This window comes from Actinoplanes lobatus (assembly GCF_014205215.1).
GTDB classification, from domain to species: Bacteria; Actinomycetota; Actinomycetes; order Mycobacteriales; family Micromonosporaceae; genus Actinoplanes; species Actinoplanes lobatus.
On the sequence record NZ_JACHNC010000001.1, the window covers coordinates 297,139 to 321,337 of the forward strand.

Genomic DNA, 24,199 nt, shown 5'->3' on the forward strand with positions numbered 1-24,199 from the left:
CCCATCCGGGGGTTTGGGTCATCGTGCCGCGCAATGATCAGATCACTTTCGGGCCGCAGGTGTGCGGTTCCGTCTCCGCCGAGGCCGGCGGCGGCCGGGAATGGCTCGTCACCGACGGCCTCGGCGGCTACGCGGCGGGCACGATCAGCGGTCTGCGCACCCGCCGCCGGCACGCCCTGCTGGTGACCTCCGGACATGTCGCGCTCGCCTCGCTCGATCTCACCGTGACGCTGCCCTCCGGGGTCAAGGTCCCGCTGTACACCCATGAGTGGGCGTCCGGGGCGACCGACCCGGCCGGGCACACCCACCTGGAGGTGTTCCGGCTGGTCGACGGGCTGCCGCGGTGGCGCTGGCGGATCGGCGACGTGGTGGTCGAGCGGGAACTGGCGATGCGGCACGGCCATCCGTCGCTCGCCGTGGCGCACCGGGTGGTCAGCGCGCCCGGCCCGATCGGTCTGGCGGTCGCCGCGATGTGCACCTGGCGGACCGAGGGCACCTCCCGCCGGGCGAGCGGTCCGGCGCTGTCCGTGGATCCGGTCGCCGACGGCGTGATCGTCGACGGCGCCTACCGGCTGCACGGTCCCGGCTGGCAGCCCGCCGGGTTCTGGCACGTCGACGTGCACACCCGCGAGGACGGCGCGGACGACGACCTCTGGCACGCCGGCTCCTTCTTCCAGCAGGCCGGTCCGGGCCAGACGGTGGAGATCTCGGCGTGGGCCGGCAGGCTCGGCGAGACACCGCCACCCGCGCCGGTGGTCATCGCCGCGGAGCGCGAGCGCGCCCACCGCCTGGTCACCCTCTCCAAGGCCGAGGGGTACGGGGAAGCGCTGGTCCTCGCCGCCGACCGCTTCGTGATCCGCACCCCGGACGGGCCCGACGTGGTCGCCGGCTACCCGGGGCAGGGCCGCTGGGCTGGCGACACGATGATCGCCTACGAGGGGCTGTTCCTCGACACCGGCCGGGTCGACGAGGGCCGTGAGCTGCTGATCTCCCGTACCCGGGCGGCGGCCGGCGAGCCGTCCGGCCCGGCCGCCCCGTGGCTGCGGCACGACCCGCTGGACGCCCCGCTGTGGCTGGTGCACGCGGTGGACCGGCACGTCGCACGGACCGGCGACGGGGCCCTGGCCGCCAAGCTGGCCATCCCGCTCGGCCGGCTCCTGCGGCACCGTCTGGACGGGTCCGGCCCGCTCAGCCTCGACCCGGCCGACGGGCTGCTGCGGCTCACCGCCCCGTCCGGCGCCCCCGGCGACCTGCCGGCCGTACCGCGGGTCGGCAAGCCGGTGGAGATCAACGCGCTGTGGGTGAACGCCCTGGCCGCGATGTGCGAACTGCTCGGCGAGACCGGCCGCGACGACGCTGAGCCGCGGGCCCGGCTGCAACTGGCGCGCGAGTCGTTCCAGGCCCGCTTCCCGGCGCCCGAGGGCTGGCTGTACGACGTGGTCGAGGGCCCGGCCACCACCTACCCCCTCGGCGCGGGCGCCTACCACGACGACCCGTCGCTGCGGCCGCACCAGCTGCTCGCCTGGTCGCTGCCGTACGCCCCGATGCGCGGCCGTCCCGGCGGCGCGGTCCAGGCCGTGGGCGAGGCCCTGCTCACCCCGCTCGGCCTGCGCACCCTCGCCCCGTCCGAGTACGGCTACCAGAGCCGCCCGCCCGCCGAACCCGACCCGGCCTACCACCAGGGCGCCGTCTGGACGTGGCTGATCGGCCCGTACGCGGACGCCTGCGCGGCCACCGGCCTGCCGGTCGAGGGGCTGCTGACCGGGCTCGCGGCGCATCTCGGCGAGACGGGCGTCGGCTCGCTCGGCGACACCGCCGAGGGGGATTCGCCCCACCGGGCCATCGGCTGCCCTTTCTCCGCGCGATCGGTCGCCGAGGTGCTACGAGTGAAACAGCGGTACCTGACGTGAGGGAGGTGGCAACGGTGCTGCGGATCATGATGCTGAGCTGGGAATACCCGCCACTGCTGGTGGGCGGCCTGGGCCGGCACGTGCACGCGCTCGCCACCACCCTGGTCCGGGCCGGGCACGAGGTCACGGTGGTCACCCGGCACACGCCGGGCACGCTCGTGGAGGAGTACGCCGAGGGCGTCCGTGTGGTCCGCGCCCCGGACGACCCGCCGGACTTCGAGGTGGTCGACGGAAACCTGCTGGCCTGGGCGGTCGCCTTCAACCACACGCTGACCCGGTCCGCGCTGCGCGCCACCCGCACCGGCCGGTACGACGTGGTGCACGCCCACGACTGGCTGGTGGCGCACGCCGCGATGACCGTGAGCGACCACCTGGACGTGCCGCTGGTCGCCACCGTCCACGCCACCGAGTCGGGCCGTCACCAGGGCTGGCTCCCGGAGGCCCACAACCACACCATCGACGACATCGAACGCTGGCTGGCGACCGGCGCGGCCCGCACGATCGTCTGCTCGGCGTACATGAAACACGAGGTCGGCCGCCTGTTCGAGGTGAACCCGGACCGTACCGACGTGGTCTTCAACGGGGTCGACGCGCTGCGCTGGCGGGCCCGGCCGCGCGCCGTGGCCGCCGCCCGCGCCCGGTACGCCGGCTCCGGGCCGCTGGTCAGCTGCGCCGGCCGGCTGGTCTACGAGAAGGGCGTGCAGCACCTGCTGTCCGCCGTGCCCGAGCTGCGGGACCGGTTCCCCGGCCTGCGGGTGGTGATCGCCGGCGACGGGCCGTACCGGGCCGAGCTGGAGCAACTCGCCGCCGACCTTCCGGAGGTGACGTTCGCCGGCTTCCTCGGCGGGCACGAGCTGACCGCTCTGATGGGCGCCTCCGACTGCTACGTGGTGCCGAGCATCTACGAGCCGTTCGGGATGGTGGCCCTGGAGGCGGCCGCCGCCGGGACCCCGGTCGCGGCCGCCGACACCGGTGGCCTCGCCGAGATCGTCGAACACGGCGTGACCGGGGTGACGTTCGCCCCGAACGACCCGGCCGCCCTGGCCCGGGCGGCCGGCTCGGTGCTGGCCGACCGCGAGTACGCCCGGGCCCTGGCGCTGCGCGCCCACGAGCGGGTCCACGAGGACTTCAACTGGCCGGCCATCGCGGCCCGCACCGTCGACGTCTACGAGCTGGCCCGCATCCAGGACGCCGGCCAGGTGACCCGCGAGGCGGAGTCCGTACTGGCCCGCATCCCGTCCCCGTCCACCGCCCACTCCCACCGCTGAGAGCGGCCGGTCCTAGCGGTGGGCGGCCGTGTAGACGGCGAGACCGGTGTGCGCGGCGGCGAGCAGCGGCACCGGCACACCGTGCCGCTCCGCCTCGGCGACCAGGTCACCGACGATGGCGTCGCCCTCGACCGGCAGGCCCTGGATCAGGTCGCGGTACATCGACGAGGTGGTCGGCTCGGTCGTGGCGATGGTGGCCTCCAGCATGGCGACCGCCCGGGGCCGCAGCGGGTGCCCGGCGGCCGCCGCGACCGCGGACGTCTCGGCGGCCAGCGCCGCCAGGAAGGCGCGCCCGCCGGGGGCCGTGTTGATCGCCCCGATCGAGCCGCGCAGCAGGGTGGTGGCCGCCCCGAGGGTGGCCAGCAGGACCCACTTCTCCCACAGCTCCGCCACGATCGTGGCCGACGCCCGGGCGTCGAAGCCGGCGCCGGTGAGGACCTCGGCGACCGCCGGGACGCGCTCGTCGTCACCGTCCAGCGGTCCGAACGACAGCCGGTGCGGCCCGTTCATCCGGACCACGCCGCCATCCTCGTCGAGCGTCGCGTGGATCATGCAGACGCCGCCCCAGGCGCGGTCGGCGCCGAAGCGCTGGACCAGGGTGCCGATGTGCCGCATGCCGTTGAGCAGCGGCACGATCACGGTGTGCCGGCCGATGCCGGGCGCGGCGCCGGACAGGGCGAGGTCCAGCGAGTAGCTCTTGACCGCGACGAGGACCAGGTCGTAGATGCCGTCCGGCTCGGTGACGGCCCGCGGGTGCAGGACCGTCTCGCCGTCCGGGTCCCTGATCCGCAGGCCGTGCCCGGCCAGCCGCGCGGCACGGCCCGGCCGGGCCAGGAAGGTGACGTCCCTCCCGGCCTGCGCGAGCCGGCCGCCGAAGTAGCCGCCGGTGGCCCCGGCGCCGACGACCAGGATCCTCATCCGAGCTGCTCGTCCTCGTAGCACCAGCGCCAGGCCTCGCCGGGCTCGAAGGACCGCATCACCGGATGGCCCTCGGCGGCGTGGTGCGCCGACATGTGCCGCCGCGGCGACGAGTCACAGCAGGCGACCGTCCCGCAGCCCAGGCAGAGCCGCAGGTGCACCCAGTTCTGGAAGCCGGCGGCCACGCACTGGGGACAGCCGTCCGGATAGGTGCTGAGCGGTGCCGGTTCCACCGCCTCCTTGAGATGCTGACAGGTCAATCGTCACTCCGTTGCAGCTGGGACTCTTCCAGGTCGAGCTCACGCTGGGCGCGGACCAGCACCTCCTCGGGGATCCGCCCCTCGTTCCGGGCGGTCTTGAAGACGTGCCGTTCGGCACTGATCATCTCCCGCCGGAGCCGACCGTACGCCGCCGACGGGGTTTCCCGCTCCTGGCTGCCGAGCCGCTCCCACGCGTTGTTGCCACGGTTCTCCACCAGCCCGCGCAGTCGCTCCACCACCGACTCGGGCGCGCCGTCGGCGTGCTCCTCCAGCGCCTCCAGCGCGGCCCGGCCGGCCGCGTGCTGCACCCCGGCCTCGGCCAGCGCGTCCTCGGCGCTGCTGTCCTCCCGTACGCCGAGGCGGCGGGCCAGCCACGGCAGGGTGGTGCCCTGCACCAGCAGGGTGAGCACGATGATCGCGAAGGCCACGAAGACGAACAGCTCGCGCGGGTAGACCGGGACGTTGTCCACACCCGGCGGCGGCAGCGTCTGCGCGGCGGCCAGGGTCACCACACCGCGCATCCCGGCCCAGGCGATCACGGTGGGCACGGTCGCCGGCGGCCGGTCCTCCCGGTTGCGGATCCGCGGGATGAGCCGGGCCAGATAGGTGGCCGGGTAGATCCACAGGAAACGGATCACCAGCAGCGCCGCGAACACCACGGCGGTGACCTTGAGGGTGGTGGCCGTGTCGGTCTCGATCTCGCTGACCACGTCACGCAGTTGCAGGCCGACCAGGAGGAAGACCACGCCCTCCAGCAGGAAGACGATCAGCCGCCAGACCGCGTCCATCTGCAACCGGGAGGTGGGCGACAGCAGATAGGGGATGCGGTGCCCGAGGTAGAGCCCGGCGACGACGACGGCCACCACGCTGGACGTGTGCAGGCTCTCCGCGACGATCACCACCACGAACGGGGTGAGCAGCGCCACCGCGTCGTCGAGCAGCGGGTCCTCGACCTTCCGGTGCAGCCGGGCCGCCGCCACCGCGAACGCCAGGCCGATCAGCAGGCCGCCGCCGGCCGCGCGGCCCACCGCGAGGGTGATGTCCCAGAACCCGATCGCGGTGCCCATCAGCGCGCCGACCGAGACCCGCACCATGACCAGCGCGGTCGCGTCGTTGAGCAGGCTCTCGCCCTCGAGGATGGTGACGACCCGCCGTGGCAGGCCGACCCGGCGGGCGATCGCGGTCGCGGAGACCGCGTCCGGCGGGGCGACGATCGCCCCGAGCGCGACGCACGCGGCAAGCGGCGCGGCGGGCAAAAGCCAATGTACGAGGAAGCCCACCACCAGCGCGGTCACGACCACGAGACCGATCGCGAGCAGTAGGATCGGCCGCAGCGCCAGCCGGAACGCGGGGACCGAGGTCTGCAGCGCCGCCACGTACAGCAGCGGGGGCAGGATCCCGATCAGCACCAGCTCCGGTTCCAGGTGCGCGTCCGGGAAGTTGGGCACGTAGGACAGACCCAGCCCGGCGACCAGCAGGACCAGCGGCGCCACGAAGCCCAGCCGGCGGGCGAGGGCCGCGCCGACCACCGAGATCGCCACCAGGACGACCGTGTCGACGATGCTCTCCATGCCGGGAAGCTTAGAGAGTCATCAGCCGCGTCCCCCATCTGACGGTGACGTGGTGGTGACCACGAAGGAACGGGCGACCGTCTGGGTGTAGGTCCCCTCCCGTGCCAGGTCGTCCCGCCTCAGCACCGCGTCGACCGAGAAGACGTAGTGGCTGTTCGGCTGGAGGCCGGGCACCGTGGCGCTGACGTCACCGCACTTCGCCGGGGCGCTGCGGGTCCAGCCGATCTCGGGCTGCACGCCGCTGACCAGGTCCTGGCTGATCGCGGTGACCCGGTAGTCGACGATGTTCGAGCCGCCCGGGTGGTACCAGGTGACCACGGCGCTGGTGCTGGACGGCGTGACCGCCAGCCCCTCGATCGGCGTGGAGTGCTTCCGCGGCGTACAGGTCGGGTTGGCGCTGCCGCTCGCGCTCGGCGACGCCGTGGGCAGCGGCGGCAGGGTGACCGACGGGGTCGGCGACGCCGTGCCGGGCGTGGTGCTGGGCGACGGCGTCGCCTGGCCCTGGTCCACCAGGATCCAGCTGGTGCCGCCCGCGGAGGTCGTCTCGTCCGCCCCGTTCCGCTCGGCCGACGACCAGGAGGAGCATCCGGCGATCAGCAGCGGCAGCACGACGGCGGACAGGGCGACGGCGGACTTCCGGTATCCCAGCACGACAGGTGTTTCGGGCCGCGGCGGCAGAACCTTAGGGAATGCGGTAACACTCCCCCGCGCGCCGGGCCAGGTCCTTGGTGGCCGCCGAGTTCACCCAGGTGCCGAGGATCATGCCGGCGCCCGGGATCATCTTGGCGAACAGCCGCTTCGCGGTCTTGAGCCCGGCCATCCGGGCGAGTTTCACACCCAGGGTCACCAGTACGCCGGCGAGCGGCCGCCCGGAGTCACCGGTGAAGATCCGGCTGGCGCGTTCCCGTCCGGCCGCGACACCGAGTGCGGTACGGGCGGACTCGGCCAGCCGGTGCACCCGCTGGAGCACGAGCAGATCGGTGGCGCGCTCCGGGGCCGCCGGGTCGGCGCCGTACGCGGCCGCGATGTGCAGCACCATCCGGGCCTGGGTCCAGGCGAGCACCCCGACGTCGAGGACCGCTCCGGGCAGGCCGGTCGCGCCGGACACCGCCCCGGAGACGCGGGCCAGGTTGGTGAAGTGCCGGACGGCGAGGCCGGCCAGTTGCTCCGGCTCCAACTCGGGACGGTCGGCGCGCATCCGGGCGTGCCAGTCGGCGGCCTCCGGACCGAGCCGGCGGATCGCCTCCAGAGCGAGATGCTCGGGCGCGTACTGCGGGTCGGCCTTCATCCGGGTCCACAGGGTCCCGGACGGGGCGGTGGTCTCGGGTACGGACTGCGGTCGAGTCAAAAGATCACTCCGAGGGGGCGGGGAAGGGATCCGGGCCCCATTGTGCGGGGTGCGTGCACGTCCCCCCACGAAGCGGGGTGTTCACCGTCACAGCGGTATGGCACGCGTACGGCGTACGAGATGATGCGAGAGGCCGGAATGCGAGACGCCGGCCCGCGGTTGGCAGGGAGAAGCCCGCGTCAGCGGGCGTGTGCTTCGAGAGAGGATCGCAGCGTGCTCGACCCACACGGGCTCTACGAGGTGACCGGTGACCTGCCGGCTCTGGACGGCCCGGTGCTCATCCAGGCGTTCACCGGTTTCGTCGACGCGGGCAGCGCCATCCAGCTGGCCCGCGACAATCTGCTGGAGCATCTGGAGAGCGAGGTCGTCGCCACGTTCGACCTGGACCAGCTGCTGGACTACCGGTCCCGCCGCCCTCTGATGATCTTCGAGGCCGACCACTTCACCAGCTACGAGGACCCGGTCCTCGCCCTGCACCTGGTCAAGGACCAGTTGGGCACATCGTTCCTGATGCTCGCGGGTCCCGAGCCGGACCTCCAGTGGGAGCGTTTCATCGCCGCGGTGACCGGCCTGATCGACCGTCTCGGCGTCAAGGTCACGGTCGGCCTCAACGCCATCCCGATGGCCGTCCCGCACACCCGCCCGGTCGGCGTCACGGCGCACGCCACCGACAAGCGCCTGCTCGGCGAGCACGAGTCGTGGTTGCAGCGGGTCCAGGTGCCGGCCAGTGTCGGCAACCTTCTCGAGTTCCGGCTCGGCAACTCCGGCCACGACGCGCTGGGCTACGCCGCCCACGTCCCGCACTATCTGGCCCAGACCGGCTATCCGGCGGCCGCGGAGCTGCTGCTCGACTCGGTGTCGGCGAACACCGGCCTGGCCCTGCCGACCGGTGAGCTGCGGGAGTCCGCCAAGCTGGTCCGCGTCGAGGTGGACAAGCAGATCGCCGACGACGAGCAGGCCACCCGCCTGGTCGCCTCGCTGGAGGCACAGTACGACGCCTTCATCCGCGGCCGTCAGGGCAATCTGCTGGCCGACTCGGACACCCCGCTGCCGACCGCGGAGGAGCTCGGCGCGGAGCTGGAGCGCTTCCTGGCCGAGCAGGGCCGCGACGACAACTGACCCACAGGTCAGCGATCGGGCCCGATCGCGTAGTGCCGCAGCCGGACCGGGCGGCCGTCGGGCCCGGTCCAGTCGGCGACGGCGGTGTGGGTGTGGCGCCAGCCGGTCGCCTCGTAGAAGGCGACCGCCCCGGTTCGCCGCTCGTCCTCCGGGACGTTCAGCGTGAGCGTGCGCCCGTTCCCGGCGGCCCACTCCCGGGCGACGCCGACCAGCCGCCCGGCCAGCGAACGGCGGCGGGCGGCCGGGGCGACGAAGAGCCGGGAGAGCTCGGCGTCCCGGTGGACGGCCACGTGGCCCAGCACCTCGCCGTCCGTACCGGTCGCCACCCACGAGCACAGCTCGATCTCCGGGGCGAGCCAGCGGATCGGATCGGCCGGCCAGTTCAGCGGATAGCCGTCCGCCTCGTGGACGGCGCGCAGGACGGCCACGCAGCGCTCCAGGTCGGCCGGCTGCCGGAGCCGGATCACCGGTCCTCCGCACCGAACGGCCGGAAGGCGTCGAAGTCCGGCTCGAACGGTTCGGCGGGGAGCCGGACGGCCCGGCAGCGCGGCGGGCCCGCGACGTCCGGGCCGCCGGACCCGCGCATCCGCTCGGCGGTCCGGACGCCCGCGGCGATCCGGGTGCCCCGGGCGAAGGCCTCCGGGATCACCGTCCAGCCGAGGTTGCGCTCGTAGTAGCGGACCGCGGTCCGGACCGAGGGCGCCCAGTCGTCGTCCAGGACGATCAGCCCGCCCGGTCTGACGATCCTGCGAAGGTAGTAGAGGTCGAGGAACACCTCGTGGAACCGGTGACTGCCGTCCACGAACGCCGCGTCCGCCACGATCCCGTCGGTGAGCATCCGGGGCAGCGCGAGCGACGACGGCTCCCGGATCAGGGCGGCGACCGGGCCCAGCCCGGCCTCCGCCAGCAGGCGCCATCCGGTGTCGCGGTAGGCCTCCCACTGGAACGGGTCGACGACGAGATGCCGCGGGTTCGGCCGCCCGGCCGCCAGCAGCGCCTCACCGATCGCGAGCGCCGAACTGCCGTACGCCAGCCCGATCTCGACCACCGTCTCCACCCGCTCGGCGATCAGCAGGTCGCGGAGCAGGTCGCAGTCGCGCTCCGGCAGGGTGACCGCCGCGAAGTCCAGTTCCGGCCCGCGGGTCCACTCCGGACCCTTTTCGCGCAGCCTTCGGCGTATCTCCCGAACCCGTGCTCCAGTGTGGTCCATCGTCGTCCTTCCGCGTTGGGAATGTCGTACCCGTCGATTAGAATGTATGTACGAAAGAGGGGACCTGAGCTGCGGATCTTCGGCGGATTTCCGCAGCGCGAGTGAGGAGACGACGTGACGATCTCAACCACCACCCCCATGCCCGTGATCCCTCCCTACGCGACGATGCTCGGCTTCACGCGGTATGTCTCCCGCACCGGCCCGGCGAAGGCCACCTTCGTCGGCGGCCTGCGCCGGCAGCGGGAGCGGCGGAGCGGTTTCAACCCGCACGGCCAGCTCGTCAAGGCACTGAAGGCGGACATCGCGTTCCGCACCGGCGGCAGCTACCTCGGCGGTGTCGTCGACGTGGTGAAGGACCGCTGGAAGCCGCTCTACGAGGCGTTGCGCGCCGGCGCCCGCACCTACCTGGCGTCGCTCGGCGACCCGGAGCGGGTCGATCTGGCGCAGACCCGCGACGCCATCGCCACGGTCGGGCCCCTGGCCGTGAAGATCAACCCACATTTCGGCCTGCGCTATGCCGACGGCCGGCGCGAGGCCGTCCGGCTGCACTTCGACGAGGAGCCGCCGAGCGCGGAGGCCGCGACCGCGATGCTGCACCTCATGGCCCGCCACATGGACCAGATCCTGCCCAATGCCGAGCCGGTCCTGGTCGACCTGCGGCGGGGTGTCGCCCACCGCATCGACGGGGCGGCCCGCCCGGCCGACGTCGAGAGCTGGCTCGCCGGCGAGGCGGCCGCCTTCACCGCGATGTGGGCGGCCACCGCCGCTCCGGCCGCCTGACCGGTGCCGTTGCCCGGTGTGCTCCCCCACACCGGGCAACGGCGCCCGCCGATGTGGCGCTAGGCTGCCGGGCGTGAGTCCCTTCCCCGGCGTCCTTCCGCCGCCGCGCTCCTGACCGGAGCGCCGCCACGCCGGTCAAGTCCCGCTTGACCGGCTGTCTCGCCTTGCGCTCCGTCGCCGGCCCTTGACGACTCACTTCCGCACGGAGCGCATGTGTTCACCACCACTTCCTCGTCCCGCGCCCTCGGGGCCCGGCTGAGCCTGTTGCAGGTCTCCGCCGCCGGCGTCCTCTGGGGCACCACCGGCGTCGTCGTCCAGGTCGTCGCCGAGCGCACCGGTCTCGGCGCCCTGGCCATCGGCTTCTACCGGCTCGCCGTCGCGGCCGCCGTCCTGCTGCTCATCGGCCTGGTCGCCCGCCGCCGGATCGTGGCCGCGTTCCGGGCGGCGCCGCTCGCCGTCACCGTGGCCGGGGTCGGGCTCGCCGCCTACCAGGCCCTCTACTTCGTGGCCGTCCGTCTCGGCGGGGTCAGCATCGCCACCGTGGTCAGCCTCGGCCTCGCTCCCGTGCTGCTGAGCGCGTGGGAGACACTGCGCACCCGGCAGCGGCCGGGCGCCGCCGCCCTCGGCGCCTCGGTGGCCGCGATCGCCGGCCTCGTGCTGATCGCCGGCGCCACCGTCGAACCGGGCGCCGCCACCGCGGCCGGTTACGGGCTGCTCGCCGCGATCGGGTCCGGCGTCGTCTACGCGGCATCCACCGCTGTCAGCCGGCACACCACCCAGGGCGTCGAGCCGCTGACCCTCACCACCCTGTCCTGCGTGATCGGCGCGGTCAGCCTGCTGCCGATCGCCGCCGTCGAAGGGCTGTCCTTCACCCCGCGGGCCACCCCGGTCGCGCTGCTCGCCTACGCCGGGGCGGTCACCACGGCGCTGGCGTACGCGCTGTTCTACACCGGGTTGCGCCGCATCTCCGGCAGCGTGGCCGTGGTGGTCACCCTGCTCGAACCACTCACCGCCGCGCTGCTCGCCGTCGTCCTGATCGACGAGCCGCTCGGCGCCGTCACCATCGTGGGCGGGCTGCTGCTGCTCGGCGCGGTGGCCACCCTCTACCTCGACGCGGGCTGATGTCGGATTCCACCAGATCGGGCAAGATTTTTCCAGGTATCCGCGCGGTAACCGCTTAGGTGCAGCCCGGTTGCGACGATTACCCCTGGTGTAAGCGGAAACTGGCGGATCTCGGGGGGCGTTCGGCCATGAAGAAGCTCGGAAGCGTGGCGCTGGCGGCGGCGATCGGACTGGGTGGCTCGCTCTTCCAGCCCGTGGCGGCGGAGGCGGCGACACTGCCGAGTCTGGTCGCCTACGTGCGCGGCGGCGACGTCTACGTGAGCAAGGGCGCCACCGAGAAGCGGCTCACCACCGGCGGCGGTCACGCCCGGCCCCGCTGGTCGCCGAACGGTCAGCAGCTCGCCTACCTGAGGAGCGGCCAGCTCTGGACCATGAAGGCCGACGGCTCCGGGCAGCGCCGCCTCACCACCCGCCCGGCGGCCGGCCCGTCATGGTCCCCGGACGGCAAATGGATCGCCTTCGCCTCGCTGTCCTGCTCCGGCGGCCCCGGCGTGTACCGGATCGCCGCCGGCGCCACGGCTGCCAAGCCGGAGGTGCTGTTCCCGCGCGACTGCCGTACCGAGGCGCTGCCGGCCGAGCGGACCGCCACCGCGCAGGCCGGCGGCTCCCTGAACGAACGGCTCCGCACCGACGACGCGGTCGCCTGGTCGCCCGACGGGACCCGGGTCGCCTTCCGCGGCGGTGACTGCGAGTCCGTCTACGACTCCTGCCTCACCATCGGCACGGTCGCCGGCGGCGACGAGAAGACGGTCGCCGCCTACGGTGGCGGCAGCCTCCAGAACAGCGGCTTCGCCGTCGTGCCGAGCTGGCGGGCGGACGGCGCGAAACTCTCCTGGACCGCCTACCAGGAAGGCGAGACCCCCGCCGAGAGCAAGCCGGTCCACGTCATCGAATACGACACCGCCACCGGCGCCAAGCGCACCGTCGGCAGCGCCATGGACCGGGAGCTCGCCTACATCGACAGCGCCCGCGCCGTCATCACCAGCCAGAACAACGGCGGCTCCTGGGTCACCCTCCTCGCTCTGGCCACCGGCGCCCGGACCCCGATCCGCACCGGCTCCCAGCCCAGCGTCCAGCCGCTGCCCCACTGACCGAGCAGCCGGCTGGGGCAGCGACCCCACCTGATCGCCTCCCCACAGCCCGCGATCTTGGACGACTGACCACCGCAATCGGCAGCAAAACGTCCAAGGTCTGTGGGGGTTGTTGTCAAGCGGCGGCTTCGATGATTCGGGTGCGCAAACGCCCCTTCCCCGCCGCCGTCCGCGATCTTGGACGACTTACCGCCGCCTGCGGTGGCAAAACGTCCAAGATCCGTGAAGGGCGCCTGGTACGGGGCGGGGACGCCGTACCGGGGAGGGTTTGATTTCGGGTTGGCGGGGTTGTCGTTTTATCGTGGGCCGCCATGAGTGAGACCGGGACCGACGCAGCCAGGCCGATTCGTACCTTTCATCCGCGCCGTGGGCGGATGAGCAGCCGTCACGAGGAGGCGCATGCGGCGTTGTGGCCGCGGTACGGGATGACCGTCGAGGACGGGGACCGGACTCCGCTGGATCTCGTCGCGCTGTTCGGGCGGGAGATGCCGGTGGTTCTGGAGATCGGGTTCGGGATGGGGGACGCCACCGCGGCCATGGCGGCGGCGGATCCGGGGCGGGGCTATCTCGGGGTCGAGGTGCACACGCCGGGGATCGGGAACCTGCTGGCGCTCAGCCGTGATCTCGGGCTGACCAACGTCCGGGTGGCGTGCGGTGACGCCATGCAGCTGGTGCACCGGATCGCGCCGGCGACGCTGGATGCGGTGCACGTGTTCTTCCCGGATCCGTGGCCCAAGGCGCGGCATCACAAGCGGCGGCTGATCCAGCCGGGAAACGTCACCCTGCTCCGGGAGCGGCTCCGGCCGGGTGGGGTGTTCCACTGTGCCACCGACTGGCCCGAGTACGCGGTGGCCATGGCGGAGACGCTCGACGCGGATCCGGGTCTGCGGCGCCTCGCGGCCATGCCGCACGGGCGGCCGGAGACCAAGTTCGAGAGGCGCGGGGCCGTCGCGGGCCGGCCTATCAGCGATCTCCGGTACGAGCGGAGCTGAACCGGCGGTCTGTTCGCGACCGCCGAAGGGCCGGCGGCCCCGGGTGATGGTTTGCCGGTTTCAACCCTTTCGTGCATCTACGCTGAGGGTGGAGGTCGGCCATGCGGCGAGATGTCCCCGGCGGCGCCGGGCGGTCTGAAAGGGCGCATGCGGCGGAAGCCGCGGCACTCGCGCACGCGGCCGAACCTCCCGGGGCGAGTCCGGCCGATCCTCGATCGGCCGCGTCCCAGCCAGCGTGTCCGGCGGTTCCGAGTGAGGGGCGGCCGGATGCGCCGATCGGGGGGTCGGCCGCCGGCGGGCATTCCGCTCCGCCGGCGGCGGCTGGACCCTCGGGGGAGGTGGCGGTCGACGGGCGCCGGGCCGAGTTTTTTCCGGCCGCCCCGCATCGGGGGGTGCTGACCAGCGGGTCCACGGATCAGCTGGCGGCCCTGACGGCGCGGGCCGCGAACGCGCCGAGCGCCTGCATCCTGTTCATCGAAGGGGATCAGCTGCGGCTGTACGGCAGCTGGGGCGTCTCGACGGACTGGATGCAGGCGCTCGGCGGCATCGTGGTACGCGGTGGCGAGCCCCTGATCGTCGAGGACGCCCGCCGGGACGAGCGGGTGCCGGACGGGGTGATCCCGCGGGACGACGGCGCCTACCTGGGCTATCCGGTGCACGACCGGCTGGGGCTGGTCCTCGGGGTGTGCTGCGCCTACGACCACCGGCCGCGGGAGTGGACGCCGGAGCAGATGACGGCGGTGGCCGAGGCCGCCGAGGTGGCGACCCTGCTGATCGGCGAGCGGCTGGCGCGCCACGAGCTGGAGCAGCAGCACCGGTTCCTGGACGCGGTGCTGGACAGCCTGCACGACGGGGTGACCGCGTGCGACGCCGAGGGCCGGGTGGTGTTCGCGAACGAGCGGATGCGCCGGCTCTGGGGCGATTCGCCGATCGAGGACGTCACCGGGCTGGCCGACATCTCGGGGGTGCCGCTGCAACGGGAGGATCTGGGGCTGTTCCGGGCGCTGCGCGGGGAGCAGGTCCGGGACTCGCCGATCGCCGCGCAGGGGCGGGGCCGCCGGACCCGGTACTTCCTGATGGACGCGCAGCCGATCCACGGCATGGACGGGCGGGTGCTGGGGGCGGTGCAGGCGGTGCAGGACGTGACCCGGCAGCGGCGGGCGGAACGGTTCCGCAGCTGTGAGCTGGCCGTCACGACGGCTCTCGCGGAGGCGCCGAGCATCGAGGCGGCCGGGCCGCGGGTGCTGGAGGCGGTGGTCGCCATCCTGGACTGGGTGCACGCCGAACTGTGGATGGTCGGCGACGGGACGATCCGGGCGGTGGCCCGATGGAGCGCCCCGGGCTGGCCGTCGGGCATCTCGGTGCCGGATCGGCTGGCGTACGGGCAGGGCCTGGCCGGTCGTGCCTGGCAGGTGGACAAGCCGCTGTGGATCCGGGACGTGGGCCGGCCGCAGAGCCTGATCTCGCCGGGCACCTCGGCGGGCCGGCTGCACACCGCGCTGGCGATCCCGGTGCACCACGGGACCGGGCCGATCGGGGTGCTGACCGTCTTCGCCGACTCGGTGGAGGATCCGGAGGAGGAGCTGGTCGCGCTGATGTCGGGGATCGCCGCGCATCTGGGGCAGTTCGTGGAGCAGCGCCGGGCGGAGGACCTGCAACGGCAGCTGACCCGGAGCAAGGAGGAGTATCTGGCGCTGATCGGGCACGAGCTGCGGACACCGTTGACGTCGATCAGCACCTACGCCGGGCTGCTGCGGTCGGCGGACGAGGCGACCCTGGTACGGGACGGGCCGCGCCTGATCGAGGTGATCGAACGGAACACCGACCAGCTGCGGGAGATCATCGACGAGCTGCTGGAGTTGTCGGCGCTGGACGCGGGGCATGCGGACGTACGGTTTACCCCGATGGATCTGGCCGCCGTGGTGCGTGAGGTGGTCGACCGGGCGCGGGCCGCGATCGACGGCGCCCCGGTGGTGATCGACGCCGACCTGCCGGACGAGCTGATCGTTCCGGGCGACCGGGACCGGCTGCGGCACGTCGTGGAGAACCTGCTGGGCAGCGCGGTCCGGTTCAGCCCGGACGGCGGTCACGTGACGGTGTCGCTGCGCAGCACCGGGCGCGACGCCGAGCTGGCCGTCTCGGACTCCGCCACCGACGTGCCGCGCGCCGAGCGGGAGCAGATGTTCACCGGGCACTTCCGGACGGCGCGCGGCCACGACCGTACGCTGCCGGGCAGTGGCCTGGGTCTGACGCTGAGCCGGGCGGTGGTGGAGAAGCACCACGGCAGCGTCGGGCTGACCGGCGGCGACACCGGTACGACCGTGCTGGTCCGGCTGCCGCTGACGGTGTAGGCCCGGGTCTCAGCCGGTCGGGCGGCCCCGGCGCTCGATCTCCCGCTGGACCTCCGGGTCCCACTCGGACGCCTTCCAGTCCTCGTCGGTGATCAGCGACTTCTTGCCGGACGGGATCGGCATGTCGGTGAGCCGCCGGATCCGGTTACGGGTCAGCACCACCCCGATGATCAGCACGATCAGGCCGCCGAACCGCAGACCGGTGACGGCGTACGCGTGCAGCTGCCCGGACAGCACGTAGCCGGCGGTGATCAGCGCGAGGCTGAGGAACAGGGCGCTGTAGCCGGCGATGCCGGGGCCGGCGTCGGTGACCCGGTGGGCGCTGATGATCCAGACGATGGTGCAGACCACCAGGCCGATGAGGCAGACCAGCGCGAGGAACCCGGCGATCATGGCGAAGACCACCATGAAGCCCATCGGGCCCACCCCGGTCGGGTCGGTAGCGCCCCGTACCAGCGCGTCCGCCCCGACCGAGGCCAGCACCGCGGTGGCCACCGAGACGATCACGTAGGTCACCGCGAACCGGATCACCCGCCGGCTGGCCACCGAGAACGTCTCCAGCTCGCCCTCGTTCACCCGGGCGCACCGGTGCGCGCCGCCGTCCAGGGACGGCGGCGCGCCGCACTTCTCACAGAACATGGGGCCGATCCTCCCCCATGTCCCGCCGGTCAGCGCTTCGGGTGGACCACCGCGGCCGCGCCGCCGCCCCGGCGGGCGGGTTCGGCGGTGGCGATGAAGCCGCCGCCGCGGGTGAACTCGATCGCGGTGGCCGCCCCGAGTTCGGCCACGTCCGCGGCGAACGTGTGGCCGAGCGGGGTGAGCACCGGACCGTACTGGTTGCGGAACGCCGCCTCGGCCTGGATGCCGGCGCTGTTGCGCTGCGAGCCGCGCGGCGCGGCCATCGCCTCCGGCAGGGTCATGCCCAGGTCGAGCCGGTTGACCAGCACCTGGAGCACGGTGGTGATGATGGTGGCGCCGCCGGGCGAGCCGAGCGCCAGGAACGGCTTGCCGTCGGAGAGCACGATGGTCGGCGACATCGAGCTGCGCGGCCGCTTGCCCGGGCCGGGCAGGTTGGGGTCGGGCGCGGTGCCCTGGGTGGGCGCGAAGTTGAAGTCGGTCAGCTCGTTGTTGAGCAGGAAGCCGCGCCCCGGCACGACCATGGTGTTGCCGCCGGTCGCCTCGATGGTGAAGGTGTACTCGACGACGTTGCCCCAACGGTCGGCGACGGTCAGGTTGGTGGTGCTCTGCCCCTCCTCGACGGCGCCGCCCGCGGTGGCGGTGGCGCAGCCGGATCCGTTCAGATCGCCGGGCGCGACCGGCTTGACCAGGGCCTTCGTGCGGTCGATCTCGCAGGCGCGCTGCGCGCCCCAGCGGTCCGAGATCAACTTCTTCAGGACCGACCGATCGGTGTACGCCCCCACGTACCGGTTCCTGTCGGCGAAGGCGAGCGCCGACGCCTCCAGGTAGTGGTGCAGTTTGTCGGTGGCGGTCGCCGAGGTGGGCAGCCCGGCCTCGATGATGTTGAGCGCCTCGCCGACCGCGGTGCCGCCGCTGGACGGCGTGGACATGCCGTAGACGGTGAGCCCGCGGTAGTCGGAGCGGGTCGGGGCCGGAAACCGCAGCCGATAGCCGGCCAGGTCGGCCCTGGTGAGCACGCCGGGCCTGATCGGGTACGCCCAGGTGCCCCACGGGTCGGCCGCGACCGGCGGGTGCTGGACCGTCCCGACGATGTCGCCGGCGACCGCACCCCGGTAGAAGACGCCGGTGCCCAGTTCCCCGATCAGCCGGTAGGTGGCCGCCAGGTCGGGGTTGCGCTGGATCGTGCCGACCGCGGGCGGCGCCCCGCCCGGCAGGTAGAGCTCCCGGCTCGAGGTGAACTGGCCGAACGCCGCGGCGTTGTCGGCGACGTGCTGACGGAACGTGGCGTCGACCTCGAAGCCCTGCTCGGCGACCCGGGCGGCGGGCCGCAGCGAGGCGGCCAGCGAGCGGGTGCCCCATCGGTCCAGCGCCTCCTCCCAGGTGGCCAGGGTGCCGGGCGCGCCGGTGGAGAGCCCGCTCACCCGGGCCTCACTGAAGTCGTACGGCAGCCCGTCCGCCGGGTCGATGAAGTATTTGTCGGTGGCGGTGGCCGGCGCGGTCTCCCGCCCGTCGATCGTCGACACCGACCGTTTCCGGGCGTCGTAGTAGACGAAGAATCCACCGCCGCCGATGCCGGACGAGAACGGCTCGGTGACGCCGAGCGTGGCGGCGGCAGCGACCGCGGCGTCCACCGCGTTGCCGCCGTGCCGCAGCACGTCGAGGCCGACCGCGGTGGCGGTGGCGTCGACCGTGGCGACCGCGCCGCCGTAGCCGATCGCGGTCGGCTCCTTGACCGGTGTGCCACCGCCGGCCAGGGCCGGTGGGGACGTGACCACGAACCCCAGGGTGGTCAGGGACAGCGCTGTCAGCGCGGGCAGGATCCGCATCGGCCCTCCAGATTGGACAACGTCGGCCATCTATCCCTGCCTACCGGGGATCGGCGCGGCGCACAACCGGTTCCTCATCCGACACCGAACGGTTTCGGCTCGATCGCCGGGCAGGACGCGCCGGACGCGGGCATGGTCAGCCCGATCAGGTAACGATCGACCGCGCCGCTGACGCACGGGCTGTGCGTGTACGCCACATGCCCCCACCCCTGGTAGGTGAGCAGCCGGGCGGCCGGGCCGAGCTGCCGGGTGACCTGCTGCGCCCAGACGTACGCGGTGGCCGGGTCGTACCGGGAGTTGACCACCAGGACCGGCCCGGGGACGGGCGGGATCGGCCGTTGCGGGTTGACCGGGGCTTCGCGGCCGAGGCAGCCGCCCAGGGCTCTCAGCGCGAGCGGCGAGGCCAGCATCTGCGGGGCCCGGACCGCCAGCGCCCGCATCCGGCCCTGGTAGGCGGTGAACCCGGCGACCGGCAGCCACCAGTCCTGGCACATGACCGCCCCGAAGCTGTGCGGGGTGAGGTCGGCCGATTCCAGGACCGGCGCGGCGGCCGCCGGCGCGGGCTCGTACGCGTCTTTCAGGTAGTACGCGAACGAGTACCACTGCGGGTCGTAGAACGCGCTGAACGCCGCCGAGACGAGTTCCCAGGCGCCGATCCGGGCCGGCGGGTCGTACGGGTCGACCAGCTGCCCGGCCGTGGCCCGCCGCATCAGTTCCGCCCAGATCCGCTTGATGTCCTGGCCGCGCAGCACGCACATGGCGTCCCGGGCGCACCAGGCCACGAACTGGTCGAAGGCGGCCTGCACGGCATCGGCGGTCTGGGTGAGGAAGGCGTCCACCCCGGCGCTGTGGTCCATCACGCTGTCCAGCACCAGCGCGCGCAGCCGGTCCGGATAGCGTTCGGCGTAGAACAGGCCGAGCAGGCTGCCGTAGGAGGCGCCGTAGAAGCTGATCCGCTGTTCACCGAGGGCGATCCGGACGGCCTCCATGTCGTGGACCACGCTGATCGAGTCGGCGTGCCGGTAGACCGCCCCGCTGCGGCTCGCACAGTCGGCGGCCAGCCGGCGGTTGTACTCGCCGGCCTGCCGGAACTGGGCCTCGGTGGTGAACAGGGGCGCCGGATTCCGGTCGACCAGCGCCTGGTCGCAGAGGATCGGGGCGCTGCGGCCGGCGCCGCGCGGGTCGACCCCGACGATGTCGAAGCGGCGGCGCACGTCGGCGCCGAAGTACTCGTGGTCCAGGACCAGGTTGGCCGCCGAGACGCCGGGGCCGCCGGGGTTGACCAGCAGCGTCCCGACCCGGGTGGCCCGGTCGGTGGCCAGGCTGCGGGCCAGGGCGATGTCGAGGCGGGGACCGGACGGCGCGGACCAGTCGACCGGTACGCGTATGGTGCCGCACTGCACCGTGGCGTCCCCCGCGCACGGTTTCCAGACGATCGGCGGCCCGGTGCCCGGCGCCTGGCCGGCGTGGGCCGGCTGTGGGGCGTACGCCAGAAGGGTCGTGAGGGTGAGGATCGCGGCCGTGACCCGCCGTGCCAAAGCTCGCAAAGCCCAGACCTCCGCCCTACGCGGCCCGGCACCACGCGGCCCCATCTTGGGCCGGATCGACCCGGCCGATCCGGCAAACAGCGTCATTTACCGCATATAGGGCACATCTCGGCGGGCCATCCGCGGGGATGCGTGGCAGGGTTGGGGAATGGCATCGATCCGCCGGGCCCTCGCGGCGACCAGCGTGGCCGTCCTGACCGCCTGCTCCGCCAACGGGGAGGCGGCCGCGCCGACGGTGGCGCCGGTGCCGGCCCGCTCGGGTGCTCCGGCGCCCTCGGTCACCTCCCCGCGGACCCCGGACCTCTCCGCGCCGGAGACCGTGGCCACCGGCCTGGACGTGCCGTGGGGTCTGGCCTTCCTGCCGGACGGCACCGCCCTGGTGGCCGAGCGCGACACCGCCCGCATCCTCCAGGTGCGACCGGGCGGCGAGCCCACCGAGTTGCGCCGGCTCGCGGCGGTCGACGCCGGCGGCGAGGGCGGCCTGCTCGGGCTCGCGGTCAAGGACGACTGGGTGTACGCGTACTTCACTGCCGCCGACGACAACCGGATCGTCCGGTTCCGGAGGTCCGGCGGCGACCCGGAGGTGATCTTCGACGGGATCGCCAAGGCCGGGAACCACAACGGTGGCCGGATCGCGTTCGGCCCGGACGGCATGCTCTACGTCGGCACCGGGGACGCGGGCGAGCGGTCACGCTCACAGGACCGCGACGACCCGGCCGGGAAGATCCTGCGGCTCACCCCCGATGGCGACCCGGCGCCCGGCAACCCGTGGTCGGGTTCCCCGGTCTGGAGCCTGGGCCACCGCAACGTGCAGGGCCTGGCCTGGGACGCACAGGGCCGGATGTACGGCATCGAGTTCGGGCAGAACCAATGGGACGAGGTCAACCTCATCGAGCCGGGGAAGAACTACGGCTGGCCCGAGGTGGAGGGCCGCGGCAGCGACGACCGGTACGCGAACCCGATCCTCCAGTGGGGCACCGACGAGGCCTCCCCCAGTGGAGCCGCCGTCGCCGGCGACACCCTCTATGTCGCCGCGCTCAAGGGCGAACGACTGTGGACGGTGCCGCTCGGCGGCGGCTCGGCGAAGGCCGAGTTCACCGGGAGGTACGGCCGGCTGCGCACGGTCGCCGTGGCGCCGGACGGCTCGCTGTGGCTGACCACCTCGAACACCGACGGCCGCGGCGACATCCGCGACGGCGACGACCGGATCCTGCGCTTCCCGGCCCGCTGACCGTTCACAGGGCGGCGATCGTCTCCGGGGTCACCTCGGTGATCGCCTTCACCACCAGCGTCGCCCCGGCCAGTGCGTCCTCGGCCGGTGGGTAGACGCCGTGCGGCACCGCGATCACGGTGAGACCGGCCGCGGCCGCCGAACGCAGGCCGTTGCTCGAATCCTCGACGGCGGCGCAGACGCCGGGGGTGAGGCCGAGTTTGCCGACCGCCTCGAGGTAGACGTCCGGCGCCGGCTTGCCGCGCGGCACCTCCTCGGTGGAGAGGGTCACCTCGAAGGCGCCGGTCAGCCCGGCGGTCTCCAGCACCTGGTCGATCAGGATCCGGGCCGAGGAGCTGGCCAGGGCGAGGCGGTAGCGGGCGCCGAGCGCCCGGACCGTCTCGACGGACCCGGGAATCAGTGGCAGCGCTTCGCGGTAACGCCCGGCCATCCGGCCCAGGACGTCCGCGGCGACCTCCGGAGCGGTACGGGGTACGCCCACCTCGTCGGCCAGGTGTGCCGACCACTCCCCGGTGCTCATGCCCATCATCCGGTCCTGGCTGTCCGGCAGGAACTCCCGGCCGTGCTCGGCCACGTAGCCGCGCCGGACCTCCTCCCAGACCTCCTCGGTGTCGATGATGACCCCGTCCAGGTCGAAGACGATCGCCTCGATGCTCACATCGATCACCCTACCCAAAAAGATTTTGTACGCTCGGTCACACTCCCACGACGCAGGAGCGGCGCTCCCGGCCGGTTCGGTCCGCGCAGATGATCACACTCACCCGATAGGCCAGGGTGCAGGCGGGTGGCCGGACGGTAGCTTCGGGCGCATCCTTGACGTCGAGCCGGGGAGCCGTCCCACATGCCAGTGCCGAAAGCCCCGAGATCACCCTCCGTGAGCGTAGTGATCCCGGTCCCCACCGCGGACCGGCTGCCGATCCTGCTCGGCGCACTGCCTCCGGTGCACGAGGTGATCGTGGTGGTGGGGCCCGGCGAGGAGATCGTCCATGGGCTGCCCCGGGCCGCCCGGATGATCCGCCAGACCCGGACCGGGGCCGGCAACGCGCTCGCCTGCGGGGTCGCGGCGGCCACCGGCGACGTGGTCGTCACGGTGCCCGGCGACGAATCGGCCGACCCGGCCGAGGTGCCCCGTCTCGTCGAGGCGCTGCGTTCCGGCGCCGACGTGGCGGAGGGTGCCCACACCCCGGCCCGGTTCACCGACCTGATCCTGCTCTGGTTCATGAGCGTCCTGCTCGGCTGCCGCCCGTCCGACCCCGGCTCCGGTCTGCGGGCGTTCCGGCGTGACCTGGCCGGCCGGCTGGGGCTGCCCCGGGTGGCCGGGACCGACCCGGACCGCGGCGACGGCCGGGACGGTGAACCGCTGCTCACCGTCCGGTCCCGGGCCGCCGGCCTGCGGGTCACCGAGGTCCCGGTGGGCCGTCGTCCCGCCTTCACCGGCACCCCGCTGCTCACCGGCTTGTCGGCCGTGTTCCGGGAGTTCCTGGCCCGGCGCCGGGCGGCGCGGGCCATCACACCGGAGAGCATCGTGGTGCTCACCGCCGGGGCGGCGCGCCCGGCGCCGCCGATCATCGTGGGCCCGGAACCCGACGGCACGGGGATCAACGCCACCAGGCGCCCGACGATCGACCGGCTGCCCGCCGGTCCGGGGCCGCACCACTGGCCGTCCCCGAACAGCGCGGACGGCACCGCCTCCCTCCACGCGGACAGCACCGGGCTGGATCACCCGAACAGCGCCGGGCTCGGATTCCCGGACCGGCGCCGCGGGGAACGCCGCGGCGTGGAACGCCGTTCCGGCGCGTCCGGCCGTTCGGTCTCGGCGACCGGGCCCGCCTCGCTGCCGCCGGCCGCCCGGCCGGCCGGGGAGATCCCGAACCGGCGCCGCTGGCGGGAGAACCCGGACACCGCCGGCCAGCCCCGCGGCCAGGTGCGCCCCAACCTGCGCGTGATCAACGGCGAGGGCGGCGGCACCGAGGGCGGCCGAGGCGACCTCCGCTCGGTGTGAGTGTCAGCCGCGGGCGCGGAGCTGCGGCAGGATCTGGTCGGCGTAGAGGCGCATGAACCGCTCCTGGTCCGGGCCGGGCGCGTGGAACACCAGGTGCTTGAAGCCCATGTCCAGGTACTCGGCGACCTTCGCGGCGTGCTCGGCCGGGTCGGAGGAGACGATCCAGCGGGTCGCGGTCCGCTCGACCGGCAGGGCGTCGGCCAGCCGCTGCATCTCCACCGGGTCCTCGACGCCGGTCTTCTCCTCCGGGGAGAGGGCCAGCGCGCCCCAGTAGTGGGTGTCGTTGCGGGCCCGCTCGATGTCGTCGTCGAAGGAGACCTTGACCTCGATCAGCAGGTCCAGGTCGTCGATCTTGCGACCGGCCTTCTCGGCGCCCTCGGTGACAGCCGGCAGCAGCGTGTCGGTGTAGAGCGGGTGCCCCTTGCCGCTGGTGGTGATGAACCCGTCGGCGATCCGCCCGGCCAGCCGGGTGGCGGCCGGCCCGGAGGCGCCGATGTAGATCGGCACCGGGACGTCCGGCTTGTCGTAGATGGTCGCGTTCTCGGTCCGGTAGAACTGGCCCTCGTAGGTGACCCGGTCCTCGGCCCAGAGCTTCTGGATGAGCAGCACGGCCTCCTTGAGCCGGGCGAACCGCTCCTTGCCGTCCGGCCACTGCGTGCCGAGCAGCACCTCGTTGAGCGACTCGCCGGAGCCGACACCGAGGATCGCGCGGCCCGGCGCCAGGCAGCCGAGCGTGGCGAACGCCTGCGCCACCACGGCCGGGTGGTAGCGGAACGTCGGCGTGAGCACGCTGGTGCCGATCAGCACCCGCTCGGTACGCGCGGCGAGCGCCCCCAGCCAGGGCAGAGCCGCCGGAGCATGGCCGCCGTCGTGCCGCCACGGTTGCAGGTGATCACTGACGAAGACCGAGTCGAACCCGAGCTCCTCCGCCAGAATGCCGTACTTGAGGAGCTCCGCCGGCGCGAACTGCTCCGCCGACGCCTTGTAGCCGAAGCGAATCATCACCGAAGCCTA

22 protein-coding genes are annotated in these 24,199 nt (G+C 73.3%); 10 read left to right on the plus strand and 12 right to left on the minus strand.

The genetic code is table 11. The features are described from left to right. Nucleotides 1-23 precede the first annotated feature (23 nt). Together BJ964_RS01320 and BJ964_RS01325 are read left to right on the plus strand one after the other, a co-directional pair. Nucleotides 24-1,910, plus strand: a complete 1,887-nt coding sequence (locus BJ964_RS01320; RefSeq protein WP_188118941.1) for an amylo-alpha-1,6-glucosidase — start codon at nucleotides 24-26, stop codon at nucleotides 1,908-1,910. Between the two features lie 26 nt (nucleotides 1,911-1,936). After that, complete coding sequence (locus BJ964_RS01325) at nucleotides 1,937-3,178, plus strand: glycosyltransferase family 4 protein (protein ID WP_188126737.1); 1,242 nt, start codon at nucleotides 1,937-1,939, stop codon at nucleotides 3,176-3,178. Between the two features lie 12 nt (nucleotides 3,179-3,190). Here BJ964_RS01325 and BJ964_RS01330 read toward each other — a convergent pair whose 3' ends face one another. From BJ964_RS01330 to BJ964_RS01350, 5 genes are read right to left on the minus strand one after another with little or no spacing between them, the layout of a single operon-like run. Beyond that, the gene (locus BJ964_RS01330) at nucleotides 3,191-4,096 is read right to left on the minus strand and encodes a ketopantoate reductase family protein (protein ID WP_188118942.1); all 906 of its coding nucleotides are present in this window, start codon (nucleotides 4,094-4,096) and stop codon (nucleotides 3,191-3,193) included. Beyond that, complete coding sequence (locus BJ964_RS01335; RefSeq protein WP_188118943.1) at nucleotides 4,093-4,356, minus strand: UBP-type zinc finger domain-containing protein; 264 nt, start codon at nucleotides 4,354-4,356, stop codon at nucleotides 4,093-4,095. The genes BJ964_RS01330 and BJ964_RS01335 overlap by 4 nt, the downstream gene beginning before the upstream one ends. After that, nucleotides 4,353-5,927: a Na+/H+ antiporter gene (locus BJ964_RS01340; RefSeq protein WP_188118944.1), complete on the minus strand. Its 1,575-nt coding sequence runs from the start codon at nucleotides 5,925-5,927 to the stop codon at nucleotides 4,353-4,355. The genes BJ964_RS01335 and BJ964_RS01340 overlap by 4 nt, the downstream gene beginning before the upstream one ends. Nucleotides 5,928-5,948: 21 nt before the next feature. Further along, nucleotides 5,949-6,578 (minus strand): fibronectin type III domain-containing protein, encoded by a 630-nt coding sequence (locus BJ964_RS01345; RefSeq protein WP_188118945.1) that lies wholly within the window; start codon nucleotides 6,576-6,578, stop codon nucleotides 5,949-5,951. 31 nt (nucleotides 6,579-6,609) lie between these two features. Continuing rightward, the gene (locus tag BJ964_RS01350; protein ID WP_188126738.1) at nucleotides 6,610-7,215 is read right to left on the minus strand and encodes an EcsC family protein; all 606 of its coding nucleotides are present in this window, start codon (nucleotides 7,213-7,215) and stop codon (nucleotides 6,610-6,612) included. 273 nt (nucleotides 7,216-7,488) lie between these two features. Between BJ964_RS01350 and BJ964_RS01355 the strand changes: the two genes are divergently transcribed. Further along, the gene (locus BJ964_RS01355) at nucleotides 7,489-8,394 is read left to right on the plus strand and encodes a proteasome assembly chaperone family protein (protein ID WP_188118946.1); all 906 of its coding nucleotides are present in this window, start codon (nucleotides 7,489-7,491) and stop codon (nucleotides 8,392-8,394) included. A gap of 8 nt (nucleotides 8,395-8,402) precedes the next feature. Here BJ964_RS01355 and BJ964_RS47255 read toward each other — a convergent pair whose 3' ends face one another. Then, the gene (locus BJ964_RS47255) at nucleotides 8,403-8,861 is read right to left on the minus strand and encodes a GNAT family N-acetyltransferase (protein ID WP_229806715.1); all 459 of its coding nucleotides are present in this window, start codon (nucleotides 8,859-8,861) and stop codon (nucleotides 8,403-8,405) included. Then, on the minus strand, nucleotides 8,858-9,604 hold the full coding sequence (locus BJ964_RS47260; protein ID WP_203832607.1) for a class I SAM-dependent methyltransferase: 747 nt from the start codon (nucleotides 9,602-9,604) through the stop codon (nucleotides 8,858-8,860). The genes BJ964_RS47255 and BJ964_RS47260 overlap by 4 nt, the downstream gene beginning before the upstream one ends. A 138-nt stretch (nucleotides 9,605-9,742) precedes the next feature. Here BJ964_RS47260 and BJ964_RS01365 point away from each other — a divergent pair, with 138 nt between their 5' ends. The 5 genes from BJ964_RS01365 (at nucleotide 9,743) to BJ964_RS01385 (ending at nucleotide 15,940) form a co-directional block, all read left to right on the plus strand. Next, entirely contained in the window at nucleotides 9,743-10,384 is a 642-nt protein-coding gene (locus BJ964_RS01365; RefSeq protein ID WP_188126739.1) for a hypothetical protein, read from the plus strand. A gap of 213 nt (nucleotides 10,385-10,597) precedes the next feature. Continuing rightward, entirely contained in the window at nucleotides 10,598-11,506 is a 909-nt protein-coding gene (locus BJ964_RS01370) for a DMT family transporter (RefSeq protein WP_188118948.1), read from the plus strand. 128 nt (nucleotides 11,507-11,634) lie between these two features. Then, nucleotides 11,635-12,597: a TolB-like translocation protein gene (locus tag BJ964_RS01375; RefSeq protein ID WP_188118949.1), complete on the plus strand. Its 963-nt coding sequence runs from the start codon at nucleotides 11,635-11,637 to the stop codon at nucleotides 12,595-12,597. 374 nt (nucleotides 12,598-12,971) lie between these two features. Then, nucleotides 12,972-13,589: a tRNA (guanosine(46)-N7)-methyltransferase TrmB gene (trmB, locus tag BJ964_RS01380; protein ID WP_223149453.1), complete on the plus strand. Its 618-nt coding sequence runs from the start codon at nucleotides 12,972-12,974 to the stop codon at nucleotides 13,587-13,589. Between the two features lie 338 nt (nucleotides 13,590-13,927). After that, the gene (locus tag BJ964_RS01385) at nucleotides 13,928-15,940 is read left to right on the plus strand and encodes a sensor histidine kinase (RefSeq protein WP_229806714.1); all 2,013 of its coding nucleotides are present in this window, start codon (nucleotides 13,928-13,930) and stop codon (nucleotides 15,938-15,940) included. A 9-nt stretch (nucleotides 15,941-15,949) separates the two neighbouring features. On the opposite strand, the gene BJ964_RS01390 is transcribed toward BJ964_RS01385, so the two are convergent. The 3 genes from BJ964_RS01390 to BJ964_RS01400 all read right to left on the minus strand — a co-directional run bounded on the left by BJ964_RS01390 (nucleotide 15,950) and on the right by BJ964_RS01400 (nucleotide 19,952). Beyond that, nucleotides 15,950-16,579 carry a hypothetical protein gene (locus BJ964_RS01390; protein WP_188118952.1) on the minus strand — a complete coding sequence of 210 codons (630 nt, stop codon included), beginning with the start codon at nucleotides 16,577-16,579 and terminating at the stop codon, nucleotides 15,950-15,952. 29 nt (nucleotides 16,580-16,608) lie between these two features. Then, complete coding sequence (ggt, locus tag BJ964_RS01395; RefSeq protein WP_188118953.1) at nucleotides 16,609-18,405, minus strand: gamma-glutamyltransferase; 1,797 nt, start codon at nucleotides 18,403-18,405, stop codon at nucleotides 16,609-16,611. A gap of 74 nt (nucleotides 18,406-18,479) precedes the next feature. Continuing rightward, nucleotides 18,480-19,952: an alpha/beta fold hydrolase gene (locus tag BJ964_RS01400; protein WP_229806713.1), complete on the minus strand. Its 1,473-nt coding sequence runs from the start codon at nucleotides 19,950-19,952 to the stop codon at nucleotides 18,480-18,482. 148 nt (nucleotides 19,953-20,100) lie between these two features. On the opposite strand from BJ964_RS01400, the gene BJ964_RS01405 reads away from it, so the two are divergent. After that, nucleotides 20,101-21,183, plus strand: a complete 1,083-nt coding sequence (locus BJ964_RS01405) for a PQQ-dependent sugar dehydrogenase (protein ID WP_188118954.1) — start codon at nucleotides 20,101-20,103, stop codon at nucleotides 21,181-21,183. A 4-nt stretch (nucleotides 21,184-21,187) separates the two neighbouring features. Here the strand turns inward: BJ964_RS01405 and BJ964_RS01410 are convergent, their stop codons facing one another. Next, nucleotides 21,188-21,841, minus strand: coding sequence for an HAD family hydrolase (locus BJ964_RS01410; protein ID WP_188118955.1), 654 nt, complete (start codon nucleotides 21,839-21,841; stop codon nucleotides 21,188-21,190). Nucleotides 21,842-22,057: 216 nt separating this feature from the next. Between BJ964_RS01410 and BJ964_RS01415 the strand changes: the two genes are divergently transcribed. Beyond that, nucleotides 22,058-23,185: a glycosyltransferase family 2 protein gene (locus tag BJ964_RS01415; RefSeq protein ID WP_188118956.1), complete on the plus strand. Its 1,128-nt coding sequence runs from the start codon at nucleotides 22,058-22,060 to the stop codon at nucleotides 23,183-23,185. A 3-nt stretch (nucleotides 23,186-23,188) separates the two neighbouring features. Here the strand turns inward: BJ964_RS01415 and fgd are convergent, their stop codons facing one another. Next, nucleotides 23,189-24,187, minus strand: coding sequence for a glucose-6-phosphate dehydrogenase (coenzyme-F420) (gene fgd, locus BJ964_RS01420; protein WP_188118957.1), 999 nt, complete (start codon nucleotides 24,185-24,187; stop codon nucleotides 23,189-23,191). Nucleotides 24,188-24,199: the final 12 nt, after the last annotated feature.